At 71.9% G+C, this 25,800-nt stretch carries 25 protein-coding genes and 1 pseudogene; 11 read left to right on the forward strand and 15 right to left on the reverse strand.

The genetic code is table 11. The annotated features are described in order from the left end of the window. The first annotated feature begins 97 nt into the window (after positions 1-97). The 3 genes from uxaC to AFR_RS17005 are packed head-to-tail and all read left to right on the forward strand — an operon-like array spanning position 98 to position 3,577. Positions 98-1,507 carry a glucuronate isomerase gene (gene uxaC, locus AFR_RS16995; RefSeq protein WP_023361773.1) on the forward strand — a complete coding sequence of 470 codons (1,410 nt, stop codon included), beginning with the start codon at positions 98-100 and terminating at the stop codon, positions 1,505-1,507. Then, complete coding sequence (locus AFR_RS17000; protein WP_023361775.1) at positions 1,504-2,721, forward strand: mannitol dehydrogenase family protein; 1,218 nt, start codon at positions 1,504-1,506, stop codon at positions 2,719-2,721. Before uxaC ends, AFR_RS17000 begins: the two co-directional genes overlap by 4 nt. A 1-nt stretch (position 2,722) precedes the next feature. Then, the gene (locus AFR_RS17005) at positions 2,723-3,577 is read left to right on the forward strand and encodes a class I SAM-dependent methyltransferase (RefSeq protein WP_023361780.1); all 855 of its coding nucleotides are present in this window, start codon (positions 2,723-2,725) and stop codon (positions 3,575-3,577) included. Here AFR_RS17005 and AFR_RS17010 read toward each other — a convergent pair. Genes AFR_RS17010 through AFR_RS17020 form a run of 3 tightly spaced genes read right to left on the reverse strand, consistent with a single transcriptional unit; the run spans position 3,549 to position 5,684 of the window. Beyond that, complete coding sequence (locus AFR_RS17010; protein WP_023361782.1) at positions 3,549-4,088, reverse strand: GNAT family N-acetyltransferase; 540 nt, start codon at positions 4,086-4,088, stop codon at positions 3,549-3,551. The genes AFR_RS17005 and AFR_RS17010 overlap by 29 nt on opposite strands. A gap of 44 nt (positions 4,089-4,132) precedes the next feature. Further along, a complete protein-coding gene (locus AFR_RS43690) occupies positions 4,133-4,918 on the reverse strand; it encodes an ankyrin repeat domain-containing protein (RefSeq protein ID WP_023361784.1) in 786 nt (261 codons plus the stop codon). Between the two features lie 13 nt (positions 4,919-4,931). Then, positions 4,932-5,684 carry an SGNH/GDSL hydrolase family protein gene (locus AFR_RS17020; RefSeq protein WP_023361786.1) on the reverse strand — a complete coding sequence of 251 codons (753 nt, stop codon included), beginning with the start codon at positions 5,682-5,684 and terminating at the stop codon, positions 4,932-4,934. Positions 5,685-5,802: 118 nt separating this feature from the next. On the opposite strand from AFR_RS17020, the gene AFR_RS17025 reads away from it, so the two are divergent. Next, positions 5,803-6,165: a DUF2203 domain-containing protein gene (locus AFR_RS17025; protein WP_023361788.1), complete on the forward strand. Its 363-nt coding sequence runs from the start codon at positions 5,803-5,805 to the stop codon at positions 6,163-6,165. 24 nt (positions 6,166-6,189) lie between these two features. Here AFR_RS17025 and AFR_RS48705 read toward each other — a convergent pair whose 3' ends face one another. Next, positions 6,190-6,330 (reverse strand): SEC-C metal-binding domain-containing protein, encoded by a 141-nt coding sequence (locus tag AFR_RS48705; protein WP_202964003.1) that lies wholly within the window; start codon positions 6,328-6,330, stop codon positions 6,190-6,192. A 108-nt stretch (positions 6,331-6,438) separates the two neighbouring features. Continuing rightward, positions 6,439-6,948 (reverse strand): hypothetical protein, encoded by a 510-nt coding sequence (locus tag AFR_RS17030; protein WP_023361790.1) that lies wholly within the window; start codon positions 6,946-6,948, stop codon positions 6,439-6,441. Positions 6,949-7,035: 87 nt separating this feature from the next. On the opposite strand from AFR_RS17030, the gene AFR_RS17035 reads away from it, so the two are divergent. After that, entirely contained in the window at positions 7,036-7,407 is a 372-nt protein-coding gene (locus tag AFR_RS17035; protein WP_023361792.1) for a hypothetical protein, read from the forward strand. Positions 7,408-7,411: 4 nt separating this feature from the next. Here AFR_RS17035 and AFR_RS17040 read toward each other — a convergent pair whose 3' ends face one another. Beyond that, positions 7,412-8,398, reverse strand: a complete 987-nt coding sequence (locus AFR_RS17040) for a Rossmann-fold NAD(P)-binding domain-containing protein (protein WP_023361794.1) — start codon at positions 8,396-8,398, stop codon at positions 7,412-7,414. Positions 8,399-8,474: 76 nt separating this feature from the next. Here AFR_RS17040 and AFR_RS17045 point away from each other — a divergent pair, with 76 nt between their 5' ends. Next, entirely contained in the window at positions 8,475-9,908 is a 1,434-nt protein-coding gene (locus tag AFR_RS17045; RefSeq protein WP_023361796.1) for an aldehyde dehydrogenase family protein, read from the forward strand. Here the strand turns inward: AFR_RS17045 and AFR_RS17050 are convergent. Beyond that, a complete protein-coding gene (locus AFR_RS17050) occupies positions 9,898-10,407 on the reverse strand; it encodes an Lrp/AsnC family transcriptional regulator (RefSeq protein ID WP_052359404.1) in 510 nt (169 codons plus the stop codon). The genes AFR_RS17045 and AFR_RS17050 overlap by 11 nt on opposite strands. A gap of 89 nt (positions 10,408-10,496) precedes the next feature. On the opposite strand from AFR_RS17050, the gene pdhA reads away from it, so the two are divergent. The 4 genes from pdhA (at position 10,497) to AFR_RS46110 (ending at position 14,389) form a co-directional block, all read left to right on the forward strand. After that, on the forward strand, positions 10,497-11,591 hold the full coding sequence (gene pdhA / locus AFR_RS17055; RefSeq protein ID WP_041840927.1) for a pyruvate dehydrogenase (acetyl-transferring) E1 component subunit alpha: 1,095 nt from the start codon (positions 10,497-10,499) through the stop codon (positions 11,589-11,591). Further along, positions 11,588-12,589, forward strand: coding sequence for an alpha-ketoacid dehydrogenase subunit beta (locus AFR_RS17060; RefSeq protein ID WP_023361801.1), 1,002 nt, complete (start codon positions 11,588-11,590; stop codon positions 12,587-12,589). The genes pdhA and AFR_RS17060 overlap by 4 nt, the downstream gene beginning before the upstream one ends. After that, a complete protein-coding gene (locus AFR_RS17065) occupies positions 12,586-14,001 on the forward strand; it encodes a dihydrolipoamide acetyltransferase family protein (protein WP_023361803.1) in 1,416 nt (471 codons plus the stop codon). Before AFR_RS17060 ends, AFR_RS17065 begins: the two co-directional genes overlap by 4 nt. 109 nt (positions 14,002-14,110) lie before the next feature. Beyond that, entirely contained in the window at positions 14,111-14,389 is a 279-nt protein-coding gene (locus tag AFR_RS46110; protein ID WP_148307984.1) for a hypothetical protein, read from the forward strand. 69 nt (positions 14,390-14,458) lie between these two features. Here AFR_RS46110 and AFR_RS17070 read toward each other — a convergent pair whose 3' ends face one another. The 7 genes and pseudogenes from AFR_RS17070 to AFR_RS17095 all read right to left on the reverse strand — a co-directional run bounded on the left by AFR_RS17070 (position 14,459) and on the right by AFR_RS17095 (position 20,386). Next, positions 14,459-15,943: an MFS transporter gene (locus tag AFR_RS17070; RefSeq protein WP_023361805.1), complete on the reverse strand. Its 1,485-nt coding sequence runs from the start codon at positions 15,941-15,943 to the stop codon at positions 14,459-14,461. Between the two features lie 49 nt (positions 15,944-15,992). Continuing rightward, positions 15,993-16,619 (reverse strand): hypothetical protein, encoded by a 627-nt coding sequence (locus tag AFR_RS17075; RefSeq protein ID WP_023361807.1) that lies wholly within the window; start codon positions 16,617-16,619, stop codon positions 15,993-15,995. Between the two features lie 59 nt (positions 16,620-16,678). Further along, positions 16,679-17,665, reverse strand: coding sequence for a LacI family DNA-binding transcriptional regulator (locus AFR_RS17080; RefSeq protein WP_041840928.1), 987 nt, complete (start codon positions 17,663-17,665; stop codon positions 16,679-16,681). A 75-nt stretch (positions 17,666-17,740) separates the two neighbouring features. Next, on the reverse strand, positions 17,741-18,253 hold the full coding sequence (locus AFR_RS17085) for a DUF4232 domain-containing protein (protein ID WP_023361811.1): 513 nt from the start codon (positions 18,251-18,253) through the stop codon (positions 17,741-17,743). A 73-nt stretch (positions 18,254-18,326) separates the two neighbouring features. Further along, a complete protein-coding gene (locus AFR_RS48405) occupies positions 18,327-19,607 on the reverse strand; it encodes a gamma-glutamyltransferase (protein ID WP_023361813.1) in 1,281 nt (426 codons plus the stop codon). Between the two features lie 64 nt (positions 19,608-19,671). Beyond that, positions 19,672-19,788: pseudogene (locus tag AFR_RS48410) on the reverse strand (hypothetical protein); the annotation flags it as partial. A 64-nt stretch (positions 19,789-19,852) separates the two neighbouring features. Next, complete coding sequence (locus AFR_RS17095; protein WP_041842313.1) at positions 19,853-20,386, reverse strand: winged helix-turn-helix domain-containing protein; 534 nt, start codon at positions 20,384-20,386, stop codon at positions 19,853-19,855. 268 nt (positions 20,387-20,654) lie between these two features. Here AFR_RS17095 and AFR_RS17100 point away from each other — a divergent pair, with 268 nt between their 5' ends. Next, on the forward strand, positions 20,655-25,055 hold the full coding sequence (locus tag AFR_RS17100; RefSeq protein ID WP_041840929.1) for a S8 family serine peptidase: 4,401 nt from the start codon (positions 20,655-20,657) through the stop codon (positions 25,053-25,055). A gap of 137 nt (positions 25,056-25,192) precedes the next feature. Here the strand turns inward: AFR_RS17100 and AFR_RS17105 are convergent, their stop codons facing one another. Beyond that, on the reverse strand, positions 25,193-25,708 hold the full coding sequence (locus tag AFR_RS17105) for a winged helix-turn-helix domain-containing protein (RefSeq protein WP_041842314.1): 516 nt from the start codon (positions 25,706-25,708) through the stop codon (positions 25,193-25,195). Positions 25,709-25,800: the final 92 nt, after the last annotated feature.

Consider the following 25,800-nt stretch of genomic DNA (forward strand, 5'->3'; position numbering starts at 1 on the left):
TCGACGTCCGTAAAGGAATTGCCAGTTGTTGCTGCCCCGCGCGGGCAACAGGTGGCAACACCTTGCCCGCGCCCGTCCACCCCGCGACGCTCGGGCCATGGCCACCTTGACTGTGCACCCCGACCGGCTCCTGCCCGCCGATCCCGGGGTACGCGACATCGCCCGCCGGCTGTACGCCGCGGTCCGGGAACTGCCGATCATCTCGCCGCACGGTCACGTCGATCCGCGGATCCTGCTGGACGACACCCCGTTCGCGGACCCGGCGAGCCTGCTCATCCAGCCGGACCACTACGTGACGCGGTTGCTGCACGCGGGTGGCGTACAGCTCGACCGCCTCGGTGTCGGCGAGGGGCCGCTGACCGAGGACAAGGCCCGGGAGGTCTGGCGCCTGCTCTGCACCAACTGGCACCTGCTGCGCGGCACCCCGGTGCGGTACTGGTTCGACAGCGAACTCGCCGAGATCTTCGGCATCACGCAGCGGCCCGACGCGGGCAACGCCGACGACCTCTACGACCGGATCGCCGGGCAGCTGGCCGGCGAGGGTCACCGGCCCCGCGCGCTGCTGGAGCGTTTCGGGATCGAGGTGCTCGCGACGACCGACGACCCGGCCGACGATCTCGAGGTGCACGCCGCCCTCGCGGCCGACCCGGGGATCAAGGCGCGGATCACGCCGACGTTCCGGCCCGACCGCTACCTCGAACCGGCCGCGCCGGGCTGGGCCGAAGCGGTCAAGCGGCTGGGCGCGGTCGCGGAGACCGAGGTCGGCGACTACGCCGGTTACGTGGCCGCGCTGGAACGCCGCCGCCGCTACTTCGTCGACCACGGCGCGGTCTCGGCCGACCACAGCCACACCGACACGATCACCACGCCGCTGGACCGCGCCGAGGCCGAGCGCATCTACCGCTGGGCCCTGGCCGGGCAGGTCTCGGAGGCCGAGGCGACCGCCTTCCGGCGGCACATGATCCTGGAGATGGCCCGGATGTCCTGCGACGACGGCCTGGTCATGACGCTGCACCCGGGCGTGCGCCGCAACCACCACCCGGACACGCTCGTGCGCTACGGCCCGGACACCGGCGCCGACATCCCCCTGGCCGTCGAATACACCGACGCGCTGCGCCCGCTGCTCGGCCGGTACGGCACCCATCCCGGCTTCCACCTGGTGCTCTTCACCGTGGACCCCGACGTCTTCGCCCGCGAGGTCGCCCCGCTGGCCGGCTTCTACCCGTCGGTCTACGCCGGGGCGCCGTGGTGGTTCCTCGACAACCCGGCCCTGATCCGCCGCTATCAGGAGTCCGTCAGCGAGATCGCCGGCTTCGGGCGCATGTCCGGCTTCATCGACGACACCCGCGCGTTCTGCTCGATCCCGGCCCGCCACGACATGTCCCGCCGCCTCGACGCCGGCTTCCTCGCCGGCCTCGTCGCGGCCCACCGCCTGGACGAGGACGAGGCCCTCGACACCATCACGATGCTCGTCACCGAGCAGCCCAGGAAGGTCTTCAAGCTGTGAGGGCACCCGTCCGCATCGTCCACCTCGGACTCGGCGGCTTCTTCCGCGCCCACCAGGCCTGGTACACCGGCGCGGCGCCGGACGCCGGCCGGTGGGGGATCGCCGCGTTCACCGGCCGGTCCCGCGGCCTCGCCGACGACCTCGCCCGCCAGGACGGCCGCTACACCCTGATCGTCCGCGGCCCTTCGCACGACGAGATGGCGGTCCAGGAGGCGGTCGTCAAAGCCCTTCCCGGTACGGACACAGCAGCGTGGAGTGCTCACCTCGCCCTGCCCGAGGTGGCCGTGGTGACGCTGACCGTCACCGAGTCGGCGTACGCCGAGGGCGGCGTGGTCGCGCGGCGTCTCGTCGACGGGCTCGCCGCACGCCGGGCCGCCGGCGCCGGACCCCTGGCGGTGGTGTCCTGCGACAACCTGCCCCGCAACGGCTCGCGGACCGCCGACGTCGTGACCGCGCTGGCCGCCTCGACCGATCCGGCCCTGGCGCCCTGGATCCGCGACAGTGTGTCCTTCGTGGACACCATGGTCGACCGCATCACGCCGCGGACGAGGCCGGAGGACGTGGAAGTCGTCCTGGCCGAGACGGGCTGGGCGGACGCCGTCCCGGTCGTCACCGAACCGTTCACCGAGTGGGTGCTCAGCGGCGACTTCCCGGCCGGGCGCCCCGCGTGGGACGCCCGCTTCGTCGACGACGTGCACCCGTACGAGACCCGCAAACTGCTGCTGCTCAACGGCGGGCACAGCCTCCTCGCGTACGCGGGCAGCGCCCGGGGCCACGAGACCATCGCCGCCGCGGTCGCCGACCCGGTCTGCCGCGGCTGGCTCGACGACTGGTGGGACGAGGCGGCCCGGTACGTGCCGCTGCCCGCCGGCGACGTGCTCGCGTACCGGAAGGCCCTGCTGGAAAGGTTTGCCAACCCCCGGATCCGGCACACGCTGGCGCAGATCGCCGCCGACGGCTCGCAGAAGGTCCCGATCCGCGCGCTGCCGGTGGTGCGCGGCGAACGCGCGGCCGGACGTGTGCCGGTCGGGGGAGTCCGCATCCTCGCCGCCTGGATCGACCACCTGCGCGGCATCGGCGCACCCGTGAAAGACGCCGGCGCTGCGGCGTACCGGGAAAGGGCCGGCTCGGCCCGCGACGTCCTCACCCTGCTGGCGCCCGACCTGGCCACCGACGAGGTCCTCCTGGCCGAGATCCGGAAAGCCCTGCGCTGAGATGGCCTACCGGCATCCCCTCGCGTTTCTGCTCGGATACGAAGGACTGGCTCTGCACCGCGCGTACGCCGGCGAGTTCGGCGCCCGGTTCGTCGAGGCGCGGCTCGACGAGATACGCGCCATGGTCGCCGCGTGGGACCGGGGTGAACTCGGGACCGTGGACCACGTGGGCGAGATCGACACCGTTGCGGGTTACCGGCACTGGTCGAGGACCTACGACGAACCCGGTAACCCGCTCATCGCGGTCGACGAACCCCTGGTGCGGGACATCCTCGCCGGGCTGCCACCCGGTCACGCGCTGGACGCGGCCTGCGGTACCGGCCGATTTTCCGCCCTGCTGGCCGACCGCGGATGCACCGTGGTGGGCGTCGACAGCTCCGAGGACATGCTCGGGCGAGCGCACGACAAGGTCCGGTCCGGCGTTTTTGCGCTCGGCGATCTGCGCCGCTTGCCCTTGCCCGACAGCAGCTTCGACATCGTGACGTGCGGTCTCGCCCTGGCTCACCTGCCGGCGCTCGGACCCGCGTTCGCGGAACTGGCCCGTGTCCTGAAGCCGGGCGGGCATCTCGTCACGTCCGACATCCACTGGCAGTCCCTCTACCTCGGCGGTATCGCCGCCGTCGTGGACGACAGCGGCCTCGAAGCGCGCCTGCCGGCCGGGCGGTTCCGGCCCAGCGACTACATCACCGCGGCACTGTCCGCCGGCCTGGAGATCCGCCAGTGCCACGAGCCGTCGTGGCCACCGTCTCCCCACCAGGGAGGCCCTTTCGCCCGGACCTGGGCAGCCGGCGCGGTGGACGCCGCCTGCGAGAACACCCCGGCCGCCATCATCTGGAGCTTCCGCCGCGTCCCCTGACCGGGGAGCGCAGGCCGAGCCACTGTTCGGCGTCCCAGGCCTCGAAGCGCTCCACCTCGGTGAAGCCCAGCCTGGCCGCGAGGCGCATCGAGGCAATGTTGGCGGTCTGGGTGGTGAGGACGACCGGCTCATCGGGAAGGGCGTCGTCGAGCCAGGCGAGGGCCGCCGCGCACGCCTCGGTGGCGTAGCCGGACCCCCACGCCCTTGGCACGAACAGGTAGCCGAGGTCGGCCCGGCCCGCAGCGGCCGGGCGGCGGTGGCCGGTCGCCCTCCGCAGCAGGACGTGGCCGATCATCGCGCCGTCGAGCTCGACGACAAAACTGCCGGGCCGGCTCTCCGGCACCGCGGGGAGATCTTCACCTGATTGCGGGCCGCCGAGGTAGGTGTTCACCTCGGGACACGTCAGCAGCTCGAGGAACACCGGGCGGTCACGGGCCTGCGATTCACGCAGGACGAGCCGCTCGGTCCGGATCGGATCGGGCGGCCAGGCGACGGGTCCGAGATCGGTCATGCGGCTCAGCCAACCACCGGCGCCGGACTGCGATCAAGCTCGGGTCACGCGGTCAGCAGCGCCTCGACGGCGGTGCCGCCGCCGAGCTCGCGGCACCACTCCAGGGCGGTGCGGTGGGTGAACGGATCGCGGTGCTGCGGATCGGCTCCGCGGCTGAGCAGGTGCGCGACGCTGCGGGTGCGGCCGCGTGTCGCGGCCAGGCGCAGGGCCTGCCGCCGGTAGTGCGTGTCCTCGGCGTCGATCGGCGTCCGGGCCTCGAGCAGCTGGTCGATCACCGCCAGGCGCTCGTGGTCGGCCGCCATCGCCAGGGCCCGGACACGGTCGAGCGGGGGAGTGTCCGCGGTCAGCCACCCGGTCACCGTGCCGGCCGCGGCGGCTTCGCTGAGGCTGCCGACGCGCGCGCCCGCGGCGAGCAACAGGTCCAGGACGGCCGTCATACCGAAGACAGCCGCGTGCAGCAGAGCGGTGCCGCCCCGCACACCACCGGCGTCGGGTGAGGCGGTCGAATCCAGGTCGGCGCCTGCATCGAGGAGAACCCGGGCGACCTCGGCGTCGCCGTAGCTCGCCGCGGTGATCAGCGGTGTCTCCGGGTCCTCCGGCAGGCCGTCCACCGGGGTGCCGGACTCGATCAGGGTCCGCGCGAGGGCGCCCGCGCCCGTCAGCGGCCCGGTCACGCCGTGCCGTGCGGCGTCGAAACGCAGCATCGCGAGATGGCTGAGCGGGCCGGTGCCCGGAGTCCGATCGCTGCGCTCCCGCAGGCGCCGCGCGGCCTCCCCGGGGTTCCGCGCCACCAGAGAGACCAGCTGTTCCAGCTCGGTCGGTTCCTTCACGGACAGCAGACTCTCACGCGGTCTCGACCGGCACCCAGTCGAGGTATTTCCCCGTGCGGTCGTCACCGGAGGAACGGCCCCGGAGGCGGCGGGTCACCCAGGGCAGGACGTGCTCGCGGTAGTAGCGGGCCTCGGCCAGCACCCGGCGGCTCTCGCCGGGCCCCGGGTCGACGACGTGCGCGGCGTGGTCGTGGCCCAGCTGGGTGAGGACCAGACCGGCGACCCGCTGGTGACCGGCGGCGTTGAGGTGCAGGCGGTCCGCCGACCAGTACGGCGCCTTGCGGATCTCGACGTCGTGGAAGACGTCGACCAGTTCGATGTCGTACTTCTCCACCAGCTCCCGCGTGCGGGTGGTGAGGATCTCGGCCCGGCGCTGGATGACACCGCCGAACGGGAGCCGCTCCGACGGGTCGGCGCCGCTGAGGACCACCATGCGGATGCCGGCGTCGACGCAGCGGCGGATCGCGCGGTCGAGCAGGCCGACGAGGCGTTCGATGTCGGTGCCGCGGCGCATCATGTCGTTGCCGCCGCCGTTGAGCGTGACCAGCGTCGGCGCGGGCGACAGCGCCATCGCGGCCTCGAGCTGGTCGTTCACGATGGGGTCGAGCAGGCGCCCGCGGATCGCCAGGTTGGCGTACTGCACCGAGCCGGGCTCGGCCGACGCCAGCCCGGCGGCGACCAGATCGGCCCACCCGCGCACGGACCCGTCCGGAAGCTCGTCGCCCATTCCCTCGGTGAAGCTGTCACCGACCGCCACGTACCGCATCGTGACACCTTCCCTCGTACCGTCCTTGAGCCATCAAGTTACCCGGCGGTAGTCGCCCGATGCGCGGACACCCCTCCCGGCACCGTCCGCGGCGGCGGAGGTGACAGACTCGGACGTCATGGGGCTGTTCACGATCGACGAGGCGCGGGCCGAGCTCGCGCAGCTCATGCCGCTGCTGGACGAGATCGTCGTGGTGCGCGCCGACGTGGTCGAGCTGACCGCGGCGCTGACGCCGGGCGGGCCGCAGAGCAGTCTCGGGGGTTTGCCGGAGCGCAAGGCCGCCGAGGCCCGGCTCAACGAGCTGATGACCGAGGTTCAGCAGACCGGTGTTGAGCTCAAGGGCATCGCGCCGCTGCTCGTCGACTTCCCGGCCGACCTCGACGGGGTGCCGGTCCTGCTGTGCTGGCTGGAGGGCGAGGCCGCGCTGGAGTGGTACCACCGGCTCGACCTGGGGTTCGCCGGCCGGCGCAGGTTGCCCTGACACCGGCCGGGTGCGTCGCTTCAGTCACGGACGTAGTAGTGGCCGTTGGCGTCGTCGTACCGTCCGCCGCTGCGGCAGCACCGGCGGAAACCGCCGCCCGGAGCCGCACGGGCAGGGGTCGTTGCCGCCGAGCTTCTCGATCAGCTCCTTGCCACCACCGACCACGCGGTCGCCCCGCTTGACCTGTGTCTCGCTAGAGGGAACCCCCGGCGGCGCTTGCTGGTGCGCTCAAAAGGACGCCTCGGCGTCACGGTCGCTGTACATGATGACCTCCTAGGTGTGCGACCGCGACGATAACCGCCGCCCGGACACCCGGTCGATCCATTTACGCAGCCGCCCGACGTGCTCGATGACCAGCGGTTCGACGAGGTCGAGGTAGATCGTGTCCCCGGTGTCCGCGTACCACCGCCACCGGCCGGCGGGCCTGAAGTGCAGGGCCGCGGACGGGCGGGGGAGCCGTCCGATGTCCAGGGGCGGGTCGAAGCGCGAGATCGCCCTGACGATGACCTTGGTGGGCGGGGCGAAGAGCGTGCAGACGTCTCCCGTGGTCAGGTCGGCCGGCGGCGGGTCCAGCCGCCACACCTGATCCTGGAAGTCCTCGCTCGCGGGGTCGCGGGCGAACGCCCGGGACTGCTCCCCAGGGTGCTCCGACCCGGGGTCGGGCTCACCCCACGGCCAGCGCACGTAGACGAAGAACCGATCGCTTCCGGTCACCTCGACGGTGCAGGGTTCGCAGGACAGCAGCAGCCTGTCGCCGCGGCGGAAATCGCTGGCACTGACCATGGCGGGCACCCTCTCTGTCGGCGAGCCGCCAGATGCTACCGGGGCTCCAGGGTCGCCTGACGGGGCGGGAGCGGCGAGGATGCGAGGGTGAGCACTCGAGAGATACCGGATCACATTCTGGACCAGCTGCTCGTCGGCCTGGTGTTCTACGAGGCCGAGCTGACTCTCGGGCACTTCGAGCCGGGCGGGGCGGCGCTCGTCAGCGATTCCTTCGGTGCCGTCTTCACCTGGTTGTGGCGGGACAACCCGGTCAAGGCGACGATGCTGATCGCCGACTTCGTCGCTCAGCTGCGGTACTACCACCACAACGCCAACCGGGCGGTCGACCTCGAGACGGTCCTGCGCGGGCTGCCGCCGGCGCTGCGGGAGGCCTCGCCGGAGGAGATCGAGGCGATGAACGAGCGCCTGCGCCGGGAGGTGCCGATGTTCGTCGGCCTCGACCGCAACGAGCGCGCCTGACCTGTCAGGTCAGCAGGGCGAGCAGGTCGCGTTCCCGCTGAGCACTGAGACCGGCGTTGCGGGGACGGTCCAGGCCGGTTCGGCGTTCCCAGGCCAGCACGTCGGTGACCAGTTCGGCGCGGGGCCGGTGGTGCAGGCCCGCGGCGAGGGCCGCATCGCCGCTGCGGGCCGACCAGCCCTCCCAGCCCGGTTCGACGAGCCACATCGCCAGGGACTCCGGGCCCATGTACTCCTTCACGGCGTGCTCGAGCAGCCACCCGGGTGAGGCCTCGACGACAGGTCCGGTGTGACCGCCGATCCGGCGGCACAGCTCGACCCACTCCCCGAACGGCACGATCGGTCCCAGGGTGTTGAACGTCCCCGTGGTGCGGGCCGCGGCAGCGTCGAGCAGCCAGCCGGAGAGGTCCCTGACGTCGATGACCTGCGTCGGGATGCCGGGGGAGCCGGGGACCAGCATCGGTCCCTGCGGGTCACGGGCAGCGCGGGAGACCCAGTATCCGGACCGTCCCGTGTGGTCGCCGGGGCCGCCGATGAGTCCGGCGCGGGCGATCAGGAGGCGGTCACCGGCTGCTTCGGACGACAGGGCCTCGCAGGTCACCTTGGCCTCGCCGTACAGGTCACGGTCCACTTCGTCCCGGTCGGTCGCCGGCAGCAGCGCCGCGGACTCGTCGGCGCCGATGTCGCCGTGGGAGGCGTACGCGCTGACCGACGACACGTACGTCCAGTGCCGCGCCCGGCCGGCCAGGGCGTGCAGCGCCGAGCGGACGAACCCGGGTTGCCAGGAGACCTCGACCACCTCGTCCCAGTCGCGGCTGGTCAGCGCGTCGTAGGCCGCGGGGCTGCGCCGGTCCGCCGTGATCAGGGTGCTGCCCTCGGCGACGCCGCCACTCTCACCGCGGGCCAGGCAGGTCACCGAGTGGCCGCGTTCCACTGCCTGCCGGGCGATCTCGCGGCCGAGCCAGGCCGTGCCGCCCAGAATCAGAATCTCCATTCCCCACCCAACCATCGAGTGGCGCGCACCTCCCAGCCCTTTCGCCACGGGCGTAGTCCACGGGATCATGGCGGGCATGCCTCAGATGTTCGTGAACGGCGCCTGGACCGGCGCGCTCTCCTCCGCCACCACCGTGGCGACCAGCCCGGCGACCGGCGAGGACCTGGGTACGGTCCCGGAGGGTGATCGGGAGGACGCGCGTGCGGCGATCGCGGCGGCGCGCCGGGCCGCTCCCGGGTGGGCGCGGCTGTCCGCGTTCGAGCGGGCCGCGCTGATGCACCGGGTCGCGGACGTGATCGAGGGCCGCCGGCACGAGCTGGCCCGCACGCTGACCCTGGACCAGGGCAAGCCGCTGCGCGCCGAGGCGTACGACGAAGTGGACGAACTGGTCACCTACTGGCGCATGGCGGCGGAGGACGGCAAGCGGCTGGGCGGCCTGCTGCCCAACTCCGCGAGTACGGGCAAACGGGCCCTGCTGATCCGCCGCCCGCGCGGAGTCGTCGGGGTGATCACGCCGTGGAACTGGCCCTACACGATGCCGGCCGAGCTGATCGCCCCCGCGCTGGCCAGCGGCAACACGGTCGTCTGGACGCCGGCGCCGTCGACGGCGGTGTCCGCGGCCGCGCTGGCCGCGTGTCTCGCCGAGGCTGATCTGCCGCCGGGTGTGGTCAACCTGGTCACCGGTCCCGGCCCGGTGGTGGGTGACGAGATCGCCCGCAACCCGGGTACGGACGTGGTCGCCTTCATCGGCTCGACCGCCACGGGACGTTCCGTGGCGAGTGCCGCCGCGGGCAAGGCGACGCTGCTGGAGATGGGTGGCAACGGCCCGATCGTGGTGCTGGCGGACGCCGACCTCGACCGTGCGGTCGAGGGCGCGCTGCTGGCCTGCTTCCTGTGCGCCGGGCAGAGCTGCACCGCCGGTGAGCGGCTGCTGGTCCACGACGCGGTCCGGGACGACTTCGCCGACCGGCTGGCGCGCGCGGTGCAGGACCGGATCCGGCTCGGTGACCCGCTCGACGACGCCACCACGATGGGCCCGCTGAACAACGCCGGTGTCGCGGCCAAGATGGACGAGCACGTCGCCGACGCCGTGCAGCGCGGTGCGAAGGTCCTGACCGGCGGCGCCCGCGCGACCGGTTTTGCCACCGACCTCTACTGGCCGGCGACCGTGCTGACCGGTGTGCCCGCGGATGCGCTGGCCGCCACCGACGAGACGTTCGGCCCGATCGCGCCGATCGTCGGGATCGGCTCGCTCGACGAGGCGATCGAGCTGACCAACGCCTCCCGGTACGGCCTGCTCGCCGCGGTCTACACGGCTGACCTCAACGCCGGGCTGGCCTTCGCCGACGCCGTCCGCACCGGCTGGGTCAACATCAACGAGTCGACGAACTACTGGGAGAGCCACCTGCCGTTCGGCGGGCGCGCCGGCACCGACAGCGGGCTCGGCCGGGTCGGCGGAGCGTCGCCGATGGAGACGTTCACCGAGCTGCAGACCGTGATCATCGGCTGAGGGTGGTCACCGCGCCCATCGGCGCCTCGGTCTCCTCGAAGACCAGCAGCGTGCGGGTGTTGATCACCCCGGGCATGCCCTGGATGACGTTCAGGACGAGGCGGCCGAGGTCGGCGTTGTCCTTGGCCCGGACCAGCAGGATCGCGTCGAACTCCCCGCCGACCAGGGCGATGTGCACCACCCCGGGCAGGGCCCGCAGCTGCTCGCCGACGACCCGCCACTCCGCCTGGTGCAGGTTCACCGTGACGTAGGCCGAGGTGCCGAGACCGGCCGCGACGGGATCGATGTCGGCGCGGAAGCCCCTGATGACGTTCGCGGCGCGGAGGCGTTCGACCCGTGCGTACGCGTTGGCGCGGGAGATGTGCAAGGTCTCCGCGAGGGTGCGCATGGACATCCGGCCGTCACGGGTGAGCTCGGCGAGGATCTGCCGGTCGATGTCGTCCAGCGCGCTGGCCACTTGTCTCGTCCCCCTCGCCCGCGAACCGCCGCGGCTGGACATCTGGCGTCGGAAAGGCCGGTCCGAGCGTACCTTTTCTCGGTTTCCGGCGGCTTGTGGAAACCGAATGGCCGGGATACGACCATGTCTGCATGACAGGTGACGCGCACCACCTTTTGCCGTCGCCGGAGCCCGTCACGCTGATCGGCGTCGACGGGCAGGCGACCGGCGATCCCGGCCATGCCGTTCCCGACGACACCGAACTGGTCCGGGGCCTCGCCGCCCTGATCACCGCCCGGCGGCTCAACGACCAGGCGTACGCGCTGGTCCGGCAGGGCCGGCTGGCGGTCTACCCCTCCTCGCACGGCCAGGAGGCCTGCCAGGTCGCCGCCGCGCAGGTCCTGACCGGCGACGACTGGCTGTTCCCGACCTACCGCGACACGGTCGCCGCCGTCGGCCGGGGTGTCGACCCCGTCGAGGCGCTGACGCTGCTCAAGGGCGACTGGCACTGCGGTTACGACCCGTACGACCACAAGGTCGCCCCGCACGCCACTCCGCTGGCGACCCAGCTGCCGCACGCGGTCGGTGTCGCGCACGCGGCCCGCCTGCGCGGCGAGCCGACCGTGGTCATGGCCATGTGCGGCGACGGCGGCACCAGCGAGGGCGACTTCCACGAGGCGCTCAACTTCGCCGCGGTCCTCAAGGCCCCGGTCGTCTTCTTCGTGCAGAACAACGAGTACGCCATCAGCGTCCCCCTCGCCCGGCAGACCGCGGCGCCGTCGCTGGCCCACAAGGGCATCGGGTACGGCGTACCGGGGGAGCGTGTCGACGGCAACGACCTGGCCGCGCTGCTCGCGGTGCTGGGTGCCGCTGTCGAGCGGGCTCGCGCCGGCGGCGGACCGCAGCTGATCGAGGCGCACACGTACCGGATGCAGGCCCATACCAATGCCGACGACGCCACGCGGTACCGCAAGGACGACGAGGTCGCGGCCTGGGTCGAGCGAGACCCGATCACCCGCCTGGAACGCCACCTCCGCGAGCGCGGTCTGGTCGACGACGAGCAGCTCGCGGGCTTCGCGGCCACAGCCGAGCAGCTCGCCGCTCACGTCCGCGACGGGCTGCACCGCGACATCGAGCCCGACCCGGCGAAGCTGTTCGACCACATCTACGCCGAGCCGACCCCGCAGCTGCGCGAGCAGGCGGCGCTGGTCGCCGACGAACTGGACCGCGAAGGAGCGCTGCGATGACCGCCACCGCCACCGAACACGTCAAACTGACGATGGCGCAGGCCCTCAACCGCGCGCTGCGAGACTCCCTGGCCGCGGATCCGACCGTGGTGGTCTTCGGTGAGGACGTCGGCGCGCTCGGCGGCGTCTTCCGGATCACCGACGGCCTCACCGCCGAGTTCGGCGAGGACCGCTGCTTCGACACACCCCTGGCCGAGTCCGGCATCGTCGGCGTCGCCGTCGGCATGGCCATGAACGGCCTCCGCCCGGTCGTCGAGATGCAGTTCGACGCGTTCGCCTACCCCGCGTTCGAGCAGATCGTCAGCCACGTCGCCAAGATGCGGAACCGCACCCGCGGTCGCGTCACGCTCCCCATGGTCATCCGGATCCCGTACGCGGGTGGCATCGGCGGCGTCGAGCACCACTGCGACTCCTCGGAGGCGTACTACGCCCACACACCGGGACTGCACGTGGTCGCACCGGCGACGCCGGCTGACGCGTACGCGCTGCTGCGGGAGGCGATCGCCTCGCCGGACCCGGTCGTGTTCCTGGAGCCGAAGAAGCTCTACTGGAGCAAGGAGGAGGTCGAGCTCGCGGCGCCCGTGCCCGGCATCGGCCGCGCGGTCGTGCGCCGGGAAGGCACCGACGCGACCCTCATCGCGTACGGGCCGACGGTGCCGGTCGCCCTCGAAGCCGCGGCCGTCGCGGCGCAGGAGGGGCGCAGCCTGCAGGTCGTCGACCTGCGCTCGATCGTGCCGTTCGACGACGAGACCGTCTGCGCGGCGGTGCGATCCACCGGCCGCGCCGTGGTCGTCGCCGAGTCCTCCGGCTTCGCCAGCGTCTCCTCGGAGATCGTCGCCCGCGTCACCGAACGCTGCTTCCACTCCCTGCACGCCCCGATCCGGCGCGTGACCGGCTTCGACATCCCGTACCCGCCGCCGAAGCTGGAACACTTCCAGCTGCCGGGCGTCGACCGCGTGCTCGACGCCGTCGACGACCTGCAGTGGGAGGACCGATGAGCGACCGGACCTTCCTCCTCCCGGACCTCGGCGAAGGACTGACCGAGGCGGAGGTCGTGCGCTGGCTCGTCACCGAGGGTGACACGGTGGCCGTCGACCAGCCGGTGGTCGAGGTCGAGACGGCCAAGTCCCTGGTCGAGGTCCCGACACCGTACGCCGGCCGCATCGCCACCCGGCACGCCCCCGAGGGCGCGACGCTCGAGGTCGGCAAACCGCTGCTGACCGTCGCGGCGCTCGTCCCCGCGGCGGAGACCTACCGCGAGGAGGAACAGGCCGGATCAGGCAACGTCCTCATCGGGTACGGGACCACGGGCGCGTCGGCCACGTCACGTCGCCGTCGCCCGCGGGCCGCGCTGCAGCCGGCTGCCCCGGCGGCCGGACGGGCGCCCCTGGTCATCTCACCGCTGGTCCGCCGCCTGGCCCGCGAGGGCGGCCTCGACCTGCGATCCGTCACGCCCAGCGGCCCCGGTGGCATCATCACCCGCGCCGACGTCGACCGCGCCCTCACCCGCCCATCCGCGTCCCCGCAAGCCGCTGAATCCGGGTCGACCAGGGCCTGGGCTCCGGCGCAAGCCGATGATTTTGCGGCGGCCGCGTCCGCGTCCCCGGCGCAAGCCGCTGATCTCCGATCGACCGCGTCCGTAGCTTCGGCGCAAGCCGCTGGTCTTGGGTCGACCGCGTTCGCGGCTCCGGCGCAAGCCGCTGGTTCCGTGGCGGCCGCGCCCGCGGTGGCGGGGGAGCGGCGGATCGCGCTGAGCGGGTTCCGGAAGGCGGTCTCGGCGGCGCTGACACGCAGCCGGGCCGAGATCCCCGAGGCCACGGTCTGGGTCGACGTGGACGCGACACCGCTGTGGGAGCTGCGCGCGAGCACACCCGGAGGCCCCGGACTGCTGGCCTATATCGCGCGGTTCGTCGTGGCGGGGCTGCGGCAGTACCCGATGCTCAACGCGCGGGTGGACACCGAGCGGCAGGAGATCGTCGAGTTCGAGCGGGTGAACCTCGGCATCGCGGTGCAGGGTGAGCGTGGTCTGGTCGTCCCCGCGGTCATGGACGCCGGGAACCGGACCACCGCGCAGCTGGACGAGGAGATCCGCCGGGTCACCGCGAGCGCCCGCGAGGGGCGGGCCACCGCCCAGGAGCTGTCCGCCGGGACGTTCACGCTGAACAACTACGGCAGCTTCAACGTCGACGGCAGCGCGGCGATCATCAACCATCCGCAGGTGGCGATCCTCGGCTTCGGCCGCATCATCGACCGCCCATGGGTCGTCGGCGGCGAGGTCTGCGTCCGCAAGATCACGCAGATGAGCTTCGTCTTCGACCACCGCGTCTGCGACGGCGGCACCGCCGCCGGCTTCATGCGCAGCGTCGCCGACGCCATCGAGGACCCCGCCTCAGCAATCGCCCGCCTCTGAGCAATCCCCGATTTCCGCCAAGAATCGCCCGCCCCTGAAAGCGCTCCACTTCGGCGTAAGCGGTCCCGTTCGTGTGAGCGGCGCCGCCCGGCACGAGCGGGACCGCCGGGTGAGCGGGAGCGTTCGGGCGAGCGGCACCGCCCGGCACGAGCGGGACCGCCCGGGTGAGCGGGAGCGTTCGGGTGAGCAGGACCGCCCGGCCGAGCAGGACCGCCCGGGTGAGCGGACCGTCCGGCACGAGCAGGACCGTCCGGCACGAGCAGGACCGCCCGGCGTAAGCAGGACCGCCCGGCCGAGCAGGACCGCCTGGCCGAGCAGGACCGCCCGGGTGAGCGGACCGTCCGGCACGAGCAGGACCGTCCGGCACGAGCAGGACCGCCGGGCGTAGGCAGGACCGCCCGGCACAAGCAGAACCGCCCCGGCCGGGAGGCCGGGGCGGTCGGGCAACGCGGGTGGGTCAGTGGGCGATGACGGGGGCCGCGTCCGGGTCGACCTCGAGCGGGCCGGTCCGGAAGACCACGGCGGCGACGACGGCGCAGACGAGGAAGAAGCCGGCCGACCACCAGAAGACCGTGTGGTAGCTCGAGATCGCGGCCAGGGCGGCGGTCTCGGGTCCAGGGGCCCGGCCCACCATGGCGTTCGTGGCAGCAGTTGCGGCGAAACCGCTGAGCAGGGCCGTACCGATGGAACCGCCGATCTGCTGGGCGGTGTTGATCATCGCTGAGGCGACGCCCGCGTCCTGGTGCTGGACGCCGGAGGTGGCGGTGTTCTGGGTCGGGGCGAAGATCAGGCCCATGCCGAGGCCGATCAGGACCAGGCCCGGCAGGACACCGGTGACGTAGCTCGAGTCCAGGTCCAGGCGGGTCAGGAGGACCATGCCGCCCGCGGCGATCAGGGCGCCGAGCGGGACCAGCGGGCGCGGGCCGATCTTCGGGGTGAGTGTGGATCCGACCGTGGTGGCCGTCAGCATGACGCCGGCCAGCAGCGGCAGGAACGCCAGGCCCGACTGGATCGGCGTGAAGCCGAGGGTGTTGGTGAGGTAGTAGGTCAGGAAGAGCATCACGCCGAACATGCCCGCACCGGCGATGGCGACGGCGGCGTAGGCACCGCCGCGGTTGCGGTCGATCACCACTCGCAGGGGGAGCAGCGGGTTGGCGACGCGGCGTTCGATGATGACGAAGGCGATCAGGATCAGGGCGCCGGCGATGATGAAGCCGTAGGTCATCGGGTCGTCCCAGCCGTCGGTCTCCGCGTTGCCGAGACCGTAGACGAGCGCCACCAGGCCGCCGACTGCGGTGACGACACCCGGCCAGTCGAGGCGGGCACGGTTGCGGACGGGCTCGTCGCGCAGCTTGAAGGTCGCGCCGACGACCGCGGCGACGGCGAAGAGCAGGTTGACGTAGAGGCACCAGCGCCAGGAGGCGTACTCGGTCAGGACTCCGCCGAGCAGCAGGCCGACCGCGCCACCGGCGCCGGAGATCGCGCCGAAGATGCCGAAGGCCTTGCCGCGTTCGGCCGGGTCGGTGAAGGTCGTCGACAGCAGCGACAGCGCCGCCGGGGCGAGGGCCGCGCCGAACGCGCCCTGGAGCACCCGGGCGACGATCAGCATCTCGATGCCCTGCGCGGCGCCGCCGAGGGCCGAGGCCAGTGCGAAGCCGATCAGGCCGATGAGGAACATCTTCCTGCGGCCCACGTTGTCCGACAGGCGCCCGCCGAGCAGCAGCAGGCTGCCGAAGGCGAGGGCGTACCCGGTGACGACCCACTGCCGGCCGGCGTCGGAGAAGGCCAGGTCGCGCTGCGCGGTGGGCAGTGCGATGTTCACGATCGTGGCGTCGAGCACCACCATCAGCTGGGCCATGGCCAGGACCACGAGGGCCCACCAGCGCCCGGTGTGCCGGTCCGGTGCGGTGGACGCCGGGAGTTCGCGTGTTGCGGTGGTCATGGTGATCCTCACGGAGGGTGGTCGAGGTACCCCCTCCGTATCGGATCCGTCACGGGCGAGTTGAGGGCTCTGCCGGTGCCAGCCATTCGCGCGCCGCGCTGACCAGGCCGGCGGGCTCATCGGCGTACAGGCGGAGCTCCTGGACCGGCTCGCTCGGCCCCTTGGGCAGGGTGAAGGTCGTCGGGCGGCGGAGCCGGACGTCGACGCTGGTCTGGCCCGCGGCGACGACGGCGAGCACCCGCCGGTCACCGTCGTCCTCGAACTGCACCGACTTGCTCGACGGCAGCGAGCGGTAGTGCTTGCCGACCGACTCGACGTCCTCCCACGGCACGGTGACGTCGAGGCCGGCGCCCACGCGCACCCGGAGGCCGGCCGGCCCGGTCACGTGGGGGTGGATCTTCATGCTCGCGTAGAAGCCGATCATCCAGAGCAGTCCCCAGATGCTGATCACCAGCATGATCCACCGGGCGGGCGGCCACGGGACGACGTTCTTGATGATCAGGTCGAGGATGGGGATCTCGACGACCGACAGCCCGATGAGAACGAAGAGGATCGGCTTGACGACGCCGAGGTACCCGAAGGGCGTCTCGCCGGGCCCCAGGTCGAGGGGCCGGCGCCGGATCAGCACGAACATGCTGCGCCACATCGCAGCCTCGGCCCGCAGCAGCGCCTTCATGTCGCCTCCTCGTTTTGCAATACGACTGCATTGTAACCGTCGTGAGGAGGTTCTGTCGATCAGGCGGCCGAGCTCCGGCGCACCCTCAGCTCGGCCGGGAAGACACGCTGCCAGTGCGGGGCGACCTGGCGGCGTACCAGTGCTCGCGTCGCGGCGGCCGCCATCTGCTCGACCGGCTGGTGCACCGACGACATCGGCGGTGTGGAACAGGCCGCGATCACGCTGTCGTCGAAGCCGACCACCGCCACATCCTCCGGAATGCGCCGCCCGGCGTCGGCGAGCGCCTGCATCGCACCGGTCGCCATCAGATCGCACGCGACGAAGATGGCATCCAGCTCCGGCTCCTCGGCGAGCAAGCGCTGGGTCAGCTCGTACCCCGCCTCCCGCCGGAACTTCCCGGCTGCGGCGACGTCGGGGATCCCGAGATCCCGGACGGCCCGCTGATGCCCCTTCCGCCGGCCCTCGGCGCAGGGATTTCCCTCCTGCCCGTGCAGCGCGGCGATGCGCTTGCGGCCGGTCTCGTGCAGGTGCACCATCGCGGCGTACGCCCCCTCGGCGTTCTCCACACCGACGAACGGGACGCCCGGAGCCGACGGGCTCATCGCCACCACCCGCTCGCACCGGGCGTGGAACTCCGCGGCCAGCGCCGGCGCGACATTGACGAGCACGACCCCGGCGCTCACCGTGTCGGCGATCCGCGTCAGCAGGGCGGCTGCGTCCGGCTTCTCCACCACATGAACGCTCAGCTGCGAGTTAGTCCCGGCCAGCTCCTGCAGGATCCCCGCGGTGACCCGCCCGTAATAGGGGCTGCTCCCGAAGACGGTGGCGTCGTCGACCACCACCAGCTCGATGACGTCGCCGTGCCCCGAAGCAAGCGCCCGTGCCACCGGATCGGGCCGGTAGCCGAGCCGGTCGATGACCTCCCGGACCCGCGCCCGCGTGTGCGGTGCCACCCCTGGCGCATCGTTGATCACCCGTGAGACGGCGGCCTTCGACACCCCCGCCCCGGCAGCGACATCGGCCAGCGTCGGTCTCCTTTGTGGCATCCGCCAACTATAGGAGGATTCGCCCGTCCGCTGCCTTCCCTTTGTTTCCGCCCTCGGCGCAGGACCGGCGGCGGGTCACTCGGCGATCGGGGTGAAGGCCTCGACGGCGGAGGCGCAGGTGTCCGGCGCGTCGACGACCACTGTGGCCGGGTCCTCGGGGGCGGAGACCTTCAAACCCTTTACCCGTACGGGATCACAGGCCTTGGTGGCCGGCCGGAGCACCGCCTGGACCCGGTCGCCGGGTGACAGGAGGATGGCCTGGGTCTTGTCGCCGGCGGGGGTCAGCGAACCGATCGCCGGGTGGCCGTGGAGCGAGCAGGCGTGGCCGGTGATGTTCTCGAAGATCAGGGCCTGGTCGCCACCGGTGATGCGGAGTTCGCCGGTGCGGCACGGGGTGGGCGGTTCGCCGGTGGCGGGGTCGACGAAGTCGGCGCCCTCGTCCGGGACGACAAACGTGTACTCGGTGGACGACGCGGGCAGCAGCGACGTCGCCGTGGTGAGCTCGCCGGCTTCGGTCGAGGTGGAACCGCAGGCGGCGGTGCTCAGGAGCAGACCCACCACGCCGGCCATCAGCAGTGTCGTGCGCATCGGGGTTCTCCTCCAGCAGTGCCGTGTCCGTCCCCGTAGACGCTAGGAGGACGGGCGACGGTACTGCTCCCCTTTACGTGCCAAGCGTTCCGAGCACCGCGGCGACGCCGTCGGCCCGGGGGTCGCTGGCCGCGTCCAATGTCGTGCCGCGCAAGCGCGCCAGCTGCACGTGGCCGCCGCTGTCGTGCAGGGCCGCCGTGGTGGTGACCGGGAGATCGCCGGCGGCGGCGGTCAGGTCGCCGGCGCCCGGTGTGCCGGGCTCCAGCACCAGGCCGCCCGGGCCGATGATCCAGCGTGGCCGGTCGACGATCGCCTGCGGGTCCTCGCCGCGGAGTGCGTCCGCGGCCAGCTGGGCCAGGATCCACGGCTGGGAACGCCCGCCCTGGCAGCCCAGCGCCAGAACGGTGTCGCCATCGATCGCCACCACCGGACACAGGGTGTGCGGGGGACGGGATCCGGGGACGAGCCGGCCGGGGTGCCGCGGGTCGAGGCTGAACATCGAGCCCCGGTTGTGCAGCACGATGCCGGTGTCCGGTTCGAGCAGACCGGACCCGAAGCTGTGGAACAGGCTCTGGATCAGCGACACCGCGGTGCCGTCGGCGTCCACCGCGGTCACGGCGACGGTGTCACCGGTCGGGATCGGGCCGGTTGCGGCACCGGCCGCGGGCCGCGGGGCGTCCAGCAGCAGGCCGGGCAGGTCGACCGGCCCGGTACGCGGATCGCCGAGCAGGGCGTCCCGGGCCGCCTGGGCGCGCCGGGCGTCGGTCAGCAGCCGGCCGGAGCCGACCAGGGCGAGGAACGTCGCGCCCTGGCTCGGCGGCGGAGCCGCGGCCCACTCGGCGCCGTGGGCGTACCGGAGGAGGGGGTCGGTGATCTCGGCGCGGTGGGCGGCCAGGTCGGCGGCGGTCAGCGGGCTGCCGAGGCGGGTGAGCCCGGCGGCGAGGCGCTGCCCCAGGGGGCCGCGGTAGAAGGTCGTCCAGTCCCCGGCCAGCTCGGTCAGGGACGCGGCCAGGGCGGGCTGGCGCACGACGGTGCCCTCGCCGGCGTCGCCGAACACCGCACGCAGGCCGGGGTCGGCGCTGATGGTGTCCCGGCCCTCGCGCAGTGCCCGGCCGAGACCGGGGCTGACCGCGGCACCCCCGGCGGCCAGGGCGATCGCCGGGGCGAGTCGGTCGGCCCAGCCGAGCCGGGCGCCGAGGCTTGCGACCGCCGCCCACCCCGCCACCAGGCCGGGGACGGTGATGGTCAGCGGGCCGGTGTCGGGCATGACGGTGGTGCCGGCCGCCCGCAGAGCGTCCGGGTCGGCGGCTGCGGCCGCGGCGCCGAGTGACAGCACCGCGGCGGGGCCGGCCACCGGCGGGCCGGACGATCGCGGTCAGGTCACCGCCGATCGAGCACTGGTGCGGGTAGACGACCGTGAGCGCGGCTGCCGCGGCCAGTGCGGCGTCCAGGGCGTTGCCGCCCGCGGCGACGACGGCCCGGCCCGCTGCCACGGCCTCGGGATGCGGAGCGGCCAGTGCTACGTCACCATTCATGAGTCAGCACGCTACCCAGGGTGGGCCGGCGCGCACGAGGCTGCCCAAAACAATCAACTTGTCGTCAGGCGGCCGGCACGTCGCTGCTGACGCGCGGCTGCCGGTGGTCCGTGAGCCGGAAACCGACACCCCGGACGGCGTCGATGGTCACCCCGGTGCCGATGCGGCTCAGCTTGCGGCGCAGTCGTTTGACCAGCGACTGCACGTCGGCCTTGCGTTCCAGGCCCTCGTCCTGCCACACCGCCCGGTGCAGCTCCCGGTAACTCCAGGCCCGGACCGGTTCGGTGCGCAGACAGGCCAGCAGGGCCAGCTCGAGCCTGGTCAGGCCCACTTCCCGGTCGCCGTGGCGGACCGCGGGCCGGGCCGTGTCGATCAGCAACTCGTCGGGGGCGGCGTCGTCCGCGGGCCGGGACGGAGCGTTGGCGATCAGCCGGCGGAGCTCGTCGAGATCGGACACCAGCAACAGCGGGGCGATGCCCTCGAGACGTTCGGCGAGGCGGATCCGGTCGGCGGCCGACGGCGCCACCGCGATGAGCAAAGGAAGCAACTCGTCGGCACGCCCGGCTTCCGCTCCGGCACCTTCGTCGAGTTCGGCCACGGCACCTGCCTGGAACGAGGGCATGTCTGCCCGGTCTGCACCCGAGGTGCCTTGTTTCGCTTACCAACCGATAGTGACGAGTTGCTCACCTAATGGCTTGATCATCCATTCATACCGATCATAGTGTCCAACCGGGCAGCCGGCGTGACCCGCCCGGCGTCTGGGCGCGGGTTCCCGCTGACCGGTCTCATCCCAACGGTCAGCGCAGACCCCTCACCCACTCCATCGCTCGTTCCTACCCGGGGTCGTCCTGAAGGAGACAGCAACAGTGTCAAGACGTCCAAGCAGGAGACGCGGCGCCAGATCCCTGGTCGCCGCGGGCATGGCCGGCATTCTTGCCGCAGGCCTCGTGGCCATCGGCTCGGCGACGCCCGCCTCGGCGGCGCCGGCCGCGTCCAAAGACGACAAGATCCGTCCGGAGCTGACCGCACAACTGAAGGACAAGAACGCGGGGGACTTCTGGATCCGGTTCGGCGCCAAGGCGGATCTGAGCGCGGCCAGTGCGATCAAGGACTGGGACAAGCGCGGCAAGGCGGTTGCCGACGCACTTCGCAAGACCGCGGCCGACAGCCAGGCGGGCATCAAGGCCGAGCTCGACGGTACGGGCACCAAGTACCAGACGTTCTGGGCCAGCAACGCGATCAAGGTCACCGGCGGTTCGCAGGCGATGGTGCAGAGCTTCGCCGCGCACGCCGAGGTCCAGGGTCTCTACCCGACCCGCGAGTACAAGGTTCCCGAGGTCACCAAGGGCGCCACGGAAAAGACGGTGAACGCCCTCGAGTGGGGCATCGCCAACATCAACGCCGATGACGTCTGGGACCAGTACGGGGTCACGGGCGAGGGCATCACGGTGGCGAACATCGACACCGGTGTCCAGTTCGACCACCCGGCGCTGGTGAAGTCGTACCGCGGCAACAAGGGCGACGGCACGTTCGACCACAACTACAACTGGTTCGACGTGGCCGACTCCTGCAACGGCGCGCCCTGCGACACCAACAACCACGGCTCGCACACCATGGGCACGATGGCGGGCTCGGACGGCGCCAACCAGATCGGTGTCGCGCCGGGCGTCAAGTGGATCGCGGCCAACGGCTGCTGCCCCTCCGACGCCGCCCTGATCGAGTCCGGGCAGTGGATGCTGGAGCCGACCGACCTCGCGGGTGCGAACCCGGACGCGAGCAAGCGGCCGAACATCATCAACAACTCCTGGGGCACGACGCTGCCGTCGAACGACCCGTTCATGGAGGATGTGACGCTGGCGTGGACCGCCTCGGGCATCTTCGGGACCTGGTCCAACGGCAACAGCGGCTCGGGCTGCAACACCTCCGGCTCGCCGGGCAGTTCGGTCAGCAACTTCTCGTCGGGCGCCTACGACATCAACAACAACATCGCGAGCTTCTCCAGCCGCGGTGCGGGCCAGAACGGCGAGATCAAGCCGAACATCTCGGCGCCCGGCGTGAACGTGCGCTCGAGCGTCCGGGGCAGCGGGTACGCCAGCTTCAACGGCACGTCGATGGCCGCGCCGCACCTGGCGGGCGCGATCGCGTTGCTGTGGTCGGCGGCTCCCGCCCTGGTCGGTGACGTCGCGGCGACGCGGGCGTTGCTGGACAACACGGCGATCGACAAGGCCGACACGCAGTGCGGTGGCACCACCGACGACAACAACGTCTTCGGTGAGGGCCGCCTCGACGCGCTGGCCCTGCTCAACGCCGCCCCGATCGGCGACACCGGCACCCTGAACGGCACGGTCACGGCGGAGGCGACCGGTGCCCCGATCCCCAACGCCACGGTGACCCTGACGGGTGCCGCGGCACGCGACCTCACCACGGGAGCGGACGGGAAGTTCTCGTCGCTGCTGCCGGCCGGTGAGTACCAGGTCGCCGTGACGGCGTTCGGTTACGCCGGCAAGACGGCGTCGGCCACGGTCACCACCGGAGCGACCACCACGGTCAACTTCGCGCTGGCCGCGGTTCCGAGTGTCACCGTCAGCGGTGCGGTCACGGACGGTTCCGGCCACGGCTGGCCCCTGTACGCGAAGGTCAGCGTCGCGGGCCCGTCGGGCGTGTCCGACTACACCACCCCGGCGAACGGTCGTTACAGCTTCAGCCTGCCGGCCGGCGCCACGTACGCGATCACGGTCGACCCGGAGTACCCGGGTTACGAGACCGTCACCAAGGACCTGGTCGTCGGTACGCGCAACGTCACCAACAACGTCGCGGTGCCGGTCGACCTCGAGGCGTGCACCACGGCGCCCGGGTACGCGTACAAGTCCGACGGTGAGTACGAGACCTTCGACGGGTCCACCGCTCCGGCGGGCTGGTCCGTCGTGGACAACGCGGGCAACGGCCAGGTGTGGAAGTTCACCGACAGTGGTGCACGCGGCAACCTCACCGGCGGTACCGGCAACTTCGCCATCATCGACAGTGACGACTACGGCGCGGGTGGCCGTCAGGACACCTCGCTGGTCAGCCCCGTCATCGACCTGAGCGGCGTCGCCACCCCGGTGGTCCGGTTCAACCAGGACTACGACTGGCTGGGCACCGACAAGGCCGACGTCGACGTCACCGTCGACGGCGGTACCACCTGGACCAACGTGCTCCGGCAGTCGGCCGACGCCCGCGGTCCGCGCACGACCGAGGTGCCGCTCCCGCAGGCCGCCGGCAAGTCGGCGGTGCAGGTCCGCTTCCACTACTACGACGCCACGTACGAGTGGTGGTGGGAGGTCGACGACGTCCTGATCGGCAGCGCCCGGACCTGTGAGCCGGTCGACGGCGGTCTGGTCCTCGGCAACGTCAAGGACGAGAACACCGGCACGTACGTCAACGGCGCGACGGTCACCAGCGACGACGCTCCGGGCGAGAAGGCCACGAGCATGGCGACCCCGGACGACACCGGGCTCGCGGACGGCTTCTACTGGATGTTCTCGTCGAAGACCGGCTCGCACAAGTTCACGGCCAAGGCCGGCAACTACGTCTCGCAGACCAAGACGGTCGACGTCGAGGCGGACTGGGCCACCCAGGCGAACTTCGAGCTGGCCGCCGGTCAGCTCTCGGTCTCGCCGACGGCGCTCGCGGGCACCGCACGGATGCCCTCGGGCAAGGTCAGCAAGTCGTTCACGGTGACCAACACCGGCAAGGCGCCGGTCGACGTCGAGTTCAGCGAGCGTGACAACGGCTTCGAGCTGCTGCGCGCCGACGGCTCCAAGCTGACCAAGCAGCAGATCCTCAATTCCGAGGGCGCGCCGGAGCAGCGCATCACCGCTCCGACGTCGTTCGCGGCCAAGCCCGGCAAGGGCATCGCCGCGGTTGCCCCGGCCGTTCAGGGTCCGCAGGCGGCACCCTGGTCGGACATCTCGGACTACCCGGCCACGGTGATGGACAACCGCGTGGTGAACGTCGATGGCAAGGTCTACTCCATCGGTGGCACCGACGGCACGGCCTCGACGGCGAAGAGCTTCGTCTTCGACCCGGTCGCGCAGACCTGGGCGCCGATCGCCGACCTTCCGGGCGCCCGCAGCGCCATGACCGTCGGTGTGCTCGACGGCAAGATCATCGCTACCGGCGGCTGGGCCGCGGCCGGTCCCGACGCCACCACCTGGTCGTACGACCCGGCGGCGGACGCCTGGACCAAGAAGGCCGACAACCCCGCGCCGCGCTCCGCGGCCGGCCAGGCCGTCGTCGACGGCAAGCTGTACGCCATCGGCGGCTGCACGACCTCCAGCTGTCTCCCGATGTCCAACGACGTCGTCCGGTACGACCCGGACGCCGACGCCTGGGAGACCGTGGCGGACTACCCGAAGGCGCTCGCCTTCGCCGCCTGTGGTGGCATCGACGGTGCGGTCTACTGCACCGGTGGCAACGACGGTTCGGTGTCCCAGAAGGCCGGGTACACCTTCGACCCGTCCGCGGGCACCTGGGCCGCCATCGCCGACGCGCCGTCCGACAACTGGGCCAGCTCGTTCGCCGTCGCCAACGGCACCCTGCTGGTCGTCGGTGGTTCGCAGGCCGGTGCGATCTCGAACGCCGGTTTTGCCTACGACCCGGCGTCGAACTCGTGGGCGAACCTGCCGAACGCCAACACCGCCCGGTACCGCGGCGGCGCGGCGTGCGGCTTCTACAAGGTCGGTGGCGCGTCCGGTGGCTTCACCGCGACGGCCGACAGCGAGGCACTGCCCGGGCTCGAGGAGTGTGCCGCGGGTGGCGCCGACGTCAGCTGGCTGAGCATCGACAAGACGGAGGCCACGCTGGCTCCGGGCGCCAAGGTCAAGGTCACGGTCGGTATGACCGCGAACGTCGACCAGCCGGGCACCTACTCCGGTGGCGTCGCGATCAAGGAGAACACGCCGTACTCGGTCCCGCCGGTCGACGTCACGCTGACCGCGCAGCCGCCGACGACGTGGGGCAAGCTGCTCGGCACGGTGTCCGGGAAGACCTGTTCCGGCACCAGCGCACCGCTGTCCGGTGCGACGGTCCAGGTGGACTCGTGGGCGATGTCGTTCACCTTCACCACCGACGCCGCGGGCAAGTACGCCTACTGGATGGACAAGCGCAACAACCCGCTCACGATGATCGTCGCCAAGGACGGCTTCAAGCCGCAGACCCGGTCGACGAAGATCAACACCAGCACACCGGCGGTGGAGGACTTCGCTCTGCTGCCGGTCCGCTGCTGACCTGACGGGGTCCTGACAGAGAGCCGGCCCGCCTGCTGGAATCAGCAGGCGGGCCGGTTCGTCGGGAGGCGGGGCGGCTCGGGAAGCGGGACGGCTCGGGAAGCGGGACGGCCCTGGCCGGAGGCGGGGCGGCTCGGTCAGCCGGTCGCCGCGAGCCGGTAGCCCACGCCGCGGACGGCGTGGATGGTGGCGGCGGCGTCGAGCAGGGCGAGCTTGGTCCGGACACGGCGGACGACCGAGTGGATGTCGGAGCCGCGGCCGAGGTGCTCGTTGCCCCACACCTCGAGGTGCAGCCGCTGGTAGGTCCAGACCTGGCCGGGCGTCGCGACCAGGCAGTGCAGGAAGTCGTGCTCCAGCGGGGTCAGCCCGACCTCGCGGTCGTGCCAGCGCAGCACACGCCGGTCGGAGTCGACGCTCAGCGCCGCCGACGCCGGTGCGGTGGTCACGGGCTCGGCGACCGGCGGCCCGGCCACCGGTGCGGCCGTCGCCGCGACGGCCGAGGTCTCCACGACGTTCAGGAACTGCCGGGCCTGGTCGACGCTCGACACGATCAGGAACGCCTCGGTGCCGCCGAGCAGCTGGGCGAGTTTCTTGCGATCATCCGGTGAGGAGGCGATGCCGATGGCCAACGACGCAACCGGACTCCCCAGCATGTCCCACATGTGCCACCCTTTCCGGATCCCCACGATCTCCGGTCTGGCCTAGGTGAAGTTGATCAATCGATGCCTGACGATAATGCCGCATT

Origin of the sequence: Amorphoplanes friuliensis DSM 7358 (assembly GCF_000494755.1) — a bacterium.
GTDB lineage: Bacteria > Actinomycetota > Actinomycetes > Mycobacteriales > Micromonosporaceae > Actinoplanes > Actinoplanes friuliensis.

Excerpts from the sequence above, each read along its gene's own strand:
- AFR_RS17010 (WP_023361782.1), bottom strand. The coding sequence starts at position 4,088 with ATGACCGATCTCGGACCCGTCGCCTGGCCGCCCGATCCGATCCGGACC.
- AFR_RS17050 (WP_052359404.1), bottom strand. The coding sequence starts at position 10,407 with ATGTCCAGCCGCGGCGGTTCGCGGGCGAGGGGGACGAGACAAGTGGCC.
- AFR_RS17105 (WP_041842314.1), bottom strand. The coding sequence starts at position 25,708 with ATGCTGGGGAGTCCGGTTGCGTCGTTGGCCATCGGCATCGCCTCCTCA.
- AFR_RS17005 (WP_023361780.1), top strand. The coding sequence starts at position 2,723 with ATGGCCTACCGGCATCCCCTCGCGTTTCTGCTCGGATACGAAGGACTG.
- uxaC (WP_023361773.1), top strand. The coding sequence starts at position 98 with ATGGCCACCTTGACTGTGCACCCCGACCGGCTCCTGCCCGCCGATCCC.
- AFR_RS17085 (WP_023361811.1), bottom strand. The coding sequence starts at position 18,253 with ATGCGCACGACACTGCTGATGGCCGGCGTGGTGGGTCTGCTCCTGAGC.
- AFR_RS17065 (WP_023361803.1), top strand. The coding sequence starts at position 12,586 with ATGAGCGACCGGACCTTCCTCCTCCCGGACCTCGGCGAAGGACTGACC.
- AFR_RS17060 (WP_023361801.1), top strand. The coding sequence starts at position 11,588 with ATGACCGCCACCGCCACCGAACACGTCAAACTGACGATGGCGCAGGCC.
- AFR_RS17080 (WP_041840928.1), bottom strand. The coding sequence starts at position 17,665 with ATGCCACAAAGGAGACCGACGCTGGCCGATGTCGCTGCCGGGGCGGGG.
- AFR_RS17025 (WP_023361788.1), top strand. The coding sequence starts at position 5,803 with ATGGGGCTGTTCACGATCGACGAGGCGCGGGCCGAGCTCGCGCAGCTC.
- pdhA (WP_041840927.1), top strand. The coding sequence starts at position 10,497 with ATGACAGGTGACGCGCACCACCTTTTGCCGTCGCCGGAGCCCGTCACG.
- AFR_RS17045 (WP_023361796.1), top strand. The coding sequence starts at position 8,475 with ATGCCTCAGATGTTCGTGAACGGCGCCTGGACCGGCGCGCTCTCCTCC.
- AFR_RS17020 (WP_023361786.1), bottom strand. The coding sequence starts at position 5,684 with ATGCGGTACGTGGCGGTCGGTGACAGCTTCACCGAGGGAATGGGCGAC.
- AFR_RS17075 (WP_023361807.1), bottom strand. The coding sequence starts at position 16,619 with ATGAAGGCGCTGCTGCGGGCCGAGGCTGCGATGTGGCGCAGCATGTTC.
- AFR_RS17070 (WP_023361805.1), bottom strand. The coding sequence starts at position 15,943 with ATGACCACCGCAACACGCGAACTCCCGGCGTCCACCGCACCGGACCGG.
- AFR_RS17040 (WP_023361794.1), bottom strand. The coding sequence starts at position 8,398 with ATGGAGATTCTGATTCTGGGCGGCACGGCCTGGCTCGGCCGCGAGATC.
- AFR_RS17030 (WP_023361790.1), bottom strand. The coding sequence starts at position 6,948 with ATGGTCAGTGCCAGCGATTTCCGCCGCGGCGACAGGCTGCTGCTGTCC.